We start from the raw sequence: 5,648 nt of genomic DNA, 5'->3' as shown, positions 1-5,648 counted from the left end.
GGCTCTCGGCTCTCGGCTCTCGGCTCTCGGCTACCGGCTACCGGCTGTATGCGCGAGGTCCGGAACTTCGATCGCCGTGCTGACACTTCAAAGCGTAGACACCACTCGCGCGCGCGAGTCGCCATCGGCACAGCTGCCCCGCGGCCACTTTATGCGCATAAATTTTTTTGGCCGGCATACGCGGACCTATCTGTGCGCTCACAACCAACCCAAGTCGCCCGACCATCGATGCACGCGTCGAGCAACCGCAACTCTGCGGCCACTGCCTTGCGCCGAGTTCGCTAAACGGCAAGAGCACCTCCAAGCGCGAAGTGGCTATTAGACCTAGGCCACCGCCCGTCGTTATGACCCAGCGGTATCCGCCGTGCACGCGTAGCGCCCGCAAGCATCCCGTCACTTCGGCAACGTCTGCATCGCTACGCCGCTCCTCCTTTATGCGCATAAACCTATCCCAAACGGCTAATCCTTATCGCGTTTACACAAAAACGATTGAAATACAAAATCATCCAGGTAAAATCCATCTGCGTCTAAAAAGAGGAGGTGAAGATTGGCAGCAGAAATCATCGCGGTAACTCAGCAGAAGGGTGGGGTCGGGAAGAGCACTATCGCGATGCACTTGGGCGCTGCGTTTCATGAGAAGGGCAAACGCGTTCTTGTCGTCGACGCAGACGGCCAAAACACATTGATCCACTGGGCCAGTGCATCATCCGACGGCGATACCGGCATCCCCTTTCCCGTCGTCAATCTCTCCGAAGCCGGGAGCCAGATTCATCGCGAAATCAAGAAGTTCGTGGCTGACTACGACATCATCGTCGTCGATTGCCCACCTTCTATCACTGAGAAAGTCTCCGGTGTGGTTCTGCTCGCCGCGAGCGTTGCCGTGATTCCGACATCGTCATCGCCTGCAGACTATTGGTCGAGTATTGGACTGGTGAAGCTCGTCCAGCAAGCGCAGCTCATGAATGAAGACCTGCGTGCCGTATTCCTCCTCAACAAGACCGAAGAAAAGCGGATGCTGACGCGCGAACTAAAGCGTGCGTTAGAAGAACTTGGGTTTCCGTTGCTCAAGACACAGATTCCGACTCGCGAGGCCTATAAGCAGGCCATGGCTTTAGGGCAGACAGTGCTTCAGATGAACGATCGCGGCGCCAAGCTTGCCGCCATTGAAGTACGGGCGTGCGCGAATGAGATCGCCGCTTTGCTCCCGTAAAATTTATGCGCATAAAGGACCCTGAATGAAACCCTCCCAATTCGCCAAAGGCTTTCAAGCACGTCCTGATTCGACCAGCAGCGAAAAGCGAACCGCGCTCGATCGGCTGAATGCAATCGACGGTCTGGTTAAGAATGACCCCAGGAATAGCGAAGCAGCGGCGCGCATCGTCGCGCCCGTTACACCGTCGCAGAGCATTACCGAAGTCGACGCCGTCGATGTTGCCAATGAATCCGCGGCCTACCGCGCATGGCGGATTGAGCACGGCTACCGGCCGGGACAGATCATCGAGCTGGCGCTCAAAACGATCAAGCCTAGCCCGTTCAATCCGCGGCATTTCTATCTGAAGTCGTCGATTGCCGAACTCGCAGTCAACCTGGCAAAGCAGGGACAGCAGCAGGCAATCCACGTCATTCCCGATTACGACAATCCCGGCACCTATTTCGTCAGCGATGGCGGACGGCGGGTGCGCGCATTGAAGGAAGCGAACAAGGAATCGGTGAAGGCAACCGTCATCGATCTGCCCATTGGTATCCAGAGCTACAAGCTCGGCTACGACCTCAACGTCCAACGCGATTCGCAGACCGTGTTCGACAATGCGGTTGTATGGAGGCGCTTTCTCGACGACCGGCATTTTCAAAGTCAGAAGGAACTCGCCGAACACCTCGGGTTGGACGAATCGACGGTGGCCGTCGCCTTGTCGATCTCCAAATTGCCCGAGGTCGTCATGCATGAGATGGTCGCGCGACCGGACCGCTTCGGCTCGAACATGGCCTATCAGGTGGGTCGTTACCATGCAGCTCGTGGAGCCGACGCAACCCTGCGTCTGATCAACAAGATCCTCTCGGACGATCTGAGTACACGGCAAGTCGCTGACATCGTCAAAGGGAGAGCCAGCGCACAGGAAAGCACTAAACCGGCAGGCCGCCAACGCTACGCGCAACGTCTGGAAATCAAACTCGACGGTGTATCGGTCGGTGATCTCAAATCGTACGGGGATGATCGCATCGAACTGCGCCTGAAAGGGCTCACGCGCGAAAAGCGTGACGACATCCTTCGCCAGATTGAGAAGATGCTGAAGTAAGAAGGGCTGATACAGAGGTGGGGTGGGGCGACATCGACAGCCCCACACTCCGCTCGATTACGCCGCGCGCGATTGGCTCAGCGTGAAGGCTAGCAAGTCCCCGTCGGTAGGTTCACCCCAAGTCTTGCGAGCCAGCCAATCGAAGAATGCCGTCTCGACAATCTTCGAATCCAACCCGCGACGGCGCCAGTCGTCGCGCATATGGGTGCCGAGTCCCGGCAACTCATCTTCCTCGAACGACTGCCGCGCGATCTCCCGCTCGGACTCACCTTGCTCGTCGTACAGCTCGCGCGCTTCCTTGCGGCGATATGCCGAATACTCGCCAAGCAGTCGGGCCTTGAGGTCGTCGGCCGGCGCAGCCACCGCGGCCTTGCCACCGCTACCGGATGGCAGCGCTTCGACCGGCGGCGCATAACCCTTCTTCAACGCGTCCTTGAACAGCGCCGGCGCGCTGCGCACCGGCGGCAACGACGTGCTGCGCATGCGTTGCTCGGTCATCTGAAGCGCGGCGCGAATGCGATTTTCTTCGCTATCGGCGTACAGCGTTTGCGCCTCTTTCAGCGGGATGCCGATCTTCACCATACGGTCGACCAGCGTGCTGTCGAACACGTTCGGATGTTCGTCGAGTGCGAGCATGGGTTGCTTGCGCTCGGTCACGCGAAACTGGATTTCGGCGACGCGGCGTCCTTCGCGATGTTCGATCAGTTCGACGAAAATATTGGTGACGGCGTTGACCTCGGCAATAGCCGGGCGCAAATAGTCACGCTTGAAGTACTTGTACTCGCGCTTCGCCTCATCTCCCGCTTCAGTGTCCGGCGTGCCGGAGAGGATAGGACGCCACCATTCCCACGTCTCGCGCATCGTCAGGTGACTCGGGTTGGTCAGGTAGCGCACGCAAATCTCGTAAAGCGCGAGACCCGCGCTACTACGCAGTTGACTCTGGAACTGGAGACTCAGACGCGCGTACTGAACCGGATCGAGCAGCTTCTTCTTGATCTTCGGCGCAAACGAGAATTCCACCCAGACGCGACGGGTGGTGGGATCTTCGAGAATTTCAGCGTCGGCGATCAGCGTGGAAATACCCCATTTCCGACCCGGCTTCTGACTGGACGTGCCAGTGCTCCATTCGACCTGCACCGAAACCATACGCCGCAAGTGCTCCTTGACGAGCGCTGTGTCGTTGGAATCAAACGCCGAGTTCGCGACGATGTCGGACAGCAAAGCCCGATAGGTGTCGCCCGATTCGTCTGCTTGCTGGGCCACGGCGAGGAGCACGTTGAACAGCTTGCGGGTAAGGAGCGTGATTTTGCCGCTCTTGGGCTGAATCGCGATCGCCTCGACGGCTTTGCGCAATTCGGCCGAACTCGGGCTGACTACATCGGTCTTCTTGGCGCGCTTCGTGGCCATGCGTCTGGTCGAGGAGGGATTTGGCGAGAGCATACCGGCTGCGGTGATACCCGTCTATAGCGTAGGTCTCACCGTTCGCGGTGAAGTGAGTTTACGAGGTGCGACTCACCTCCAGCAACTCCCGAAAACCCTCACCTCAGCTATTTCGCGCCAGGTTCGGGGCATCCTTGCAGGTCGCGGACTTGGCAATTTCGGGCCATTTGTGAGCCGCGGACGAACGCATGCGATTCCCTCCCGAATCTTCTCACCTCAAAAATTTTCGCGAATTTCGATGCGTGGCGCGCTCGCGGACCGGGTGCAATCTCGCACCGCTCAAACTGATGAACAAGTTTCGACCATCGTTGGCAGCAGGGGAGGGGAGCGCCGGCGCAAAACGTGTGAAGCCCGCAAGCGAAGCGTTGAATCGGCGTCACTTGGGCTAGCCCGTACGCCGGGACGTGCACCGCGCAACAACAGGCGTCAGACCGGCTACAAGCCTCCCGCCGCCCTAATACGGCCCCGCCCACTAGCCTCTCGCGTCCACGCGACGCAATCCCCGGTCGAGAGAGGCCCCGCACAGCCAACGCAAGCATGGCACTGGATCGCCTAGTCGGGACACCGGCGCAATTGCCTTTCGCGCATCGCTACAACTACCACTTGTGCACGCCTTATTGGCGGTACCTAACCAGAGCGCCCAACTCGACGGGTTCGCTCGATCGTCTCAAATCCCCCCGAAAAAGCTCACCTTACCGCTGGTGGAGCGCTTGGAACGACGCGGCCTCCAGAGGTGATGGGCCCCCAAACCATCGAAAAACCGTCCCGAAAAGCCTCACCTTAGAGGCATCCGGAGGGATCATCCCCCCTGCAAATAGAGCCCCCGAAAAACCTCACCTTTGCGAAACACGCACAAATTAATCAATTATTTCAATGACTTAAGTTTTATGTATTCGCGATGCTATCTGGGACAGCTCCCGTAAAGTCTCACCTTAAAGCGCATTTCGGTGAAATGCGGCATTGCCGATCGCCGCCACGACGGTCCCGAAAAACCTCACCATTCGAATTCTTTGACCACAAAACAGAATCGGATTCGGTGCCGTCAGCAGAGCCTTTCCGGCCTATAACAGGCATCTTGATCCCGTATTTACTCACCTCACGGATCACGCGCCCGTAAAAAGACTCCTGAAAACTCTCACCTTTACCGCGATTCGAGCACATTTCGCAGACGACTCCTCACGCAGAAGCCTGCCTCCCGAATTTCCTCACCTTAGTCTCCCAAGGATCGACGAACCTCATCAACAACACACCGAAGGTCAGGTCGAAACACAGCCTCACTCCCGAAAACCCTCACCTCAAGTGCCGGAATGCACAGAAATAAGGCAAAAATGCCACCCGTGCCCCGTAAAACCTCACCTTCGGTTCCCGTTTTCTCCCGACTTGACTCACCAATGGGGTAAACGAGCTCAAAATAAGACCAGAATTGAGCCTTGGCGCGCATCCCGAAAGCGCTCACCTTACCCGTTACCAAACCTCGAACTGACTTTTGCGCATGGCCGGGCGATCCAGGGGATTCAGGTCCCGCAAACTCTCACCTTTGCCTCTACTGCACTTTGGGGGTGGTTCCTGAACCCGCTCACGTTCTGTCCCGGACCCGCTCACCGAGGCCCCCGAACCTCATCACTCGAGAATCCCGCAAGACCTCACCACCTCTCCCGCAAAGCTTCACCTTACCAGGCTGGAACCCTTGCCAGATAAGGCTTTGCCGTGGCGTTAACGTTTTTAACATGGGTTCAAAGGTGTTTACTTTTATTACTCTCTAGAATTTCACCCCGCGTGTCCTTCGGACAAAGCCTTCCAACCCAAGTAGCCTCCACGACATGTTCGTGAAACAGTACGCGATCGCTGGAAAAGCTTTAAAAGCTCTTTCTTTACAAGAACTTATTGGCTATTCTTCGTTTTGTTTCACGGAAA

3 protein-coding genes are annotated in these 5,648 nt (G+C 57.3%); 2 read left to right on the top strand and 1 reads right to left on the bottom strand.

Annotated features, from left to right (window positions below; translation table 11 throughout):
• The first annotated feature begins 547 nt into the window (after positions 1 to 547).
• Together parA and P0D70_RS36085 are read left to right on the top strand one after the other, a co-directional pair.
• Entirely contained in the window at positions 548 to 1,210 is a 663-nt protein-coding gene (gene parA, locus P0D70_RS36090) for a ParA family partition ATPase (protein WP_007178644.1), read from the top strand.
• 25 nt (positions 1,211 to 1,235) lie between these two features.
• Complete coding sequence (locus tag P0D70_RS36085; RefSeq protein WP_091805332.1) at positions 1,236 to 2,294, top strand: ParB/RepB/Spo0J family partition protein; 1,059 nt, start codon at positions 1,236 to 1,238, stop codon at positions 2,292 to 2,294.
• A 57-nt stretch (positions 2,295 to 2,351) separates the two neighbouring features.
• On the opposite strand, the gene P0D70_RS36080 is transcribed toward P0D70_RS36085, so the two are convergent.
• Complete coding sequence (locus P0D70_RS36080; protein WP_408188033.1) at positions 2,352 to 3,701, bottom strand: replication initiation protein; 1,350 nt, start codon at positions 3,699 to 3,701, stop codon at positions 2,352 to 2,354.
• Positions 3,702 to 5,648 lie beyond the last annotated feature (1,947 nt).

Source organism: Paraburkholderia sp. RL17-381-BIF-C (genome assembly GCF_046026435.1).
Taxonomy (GTDB): Bacteria; Pseudomonadota; Gammaproteobacteria; order Burkholderiales; family Burkholderiaceae; genus Paraburkholderia.
This window is presented reverse-complemented; position numbering and strand designations above follow the sequence as displayed.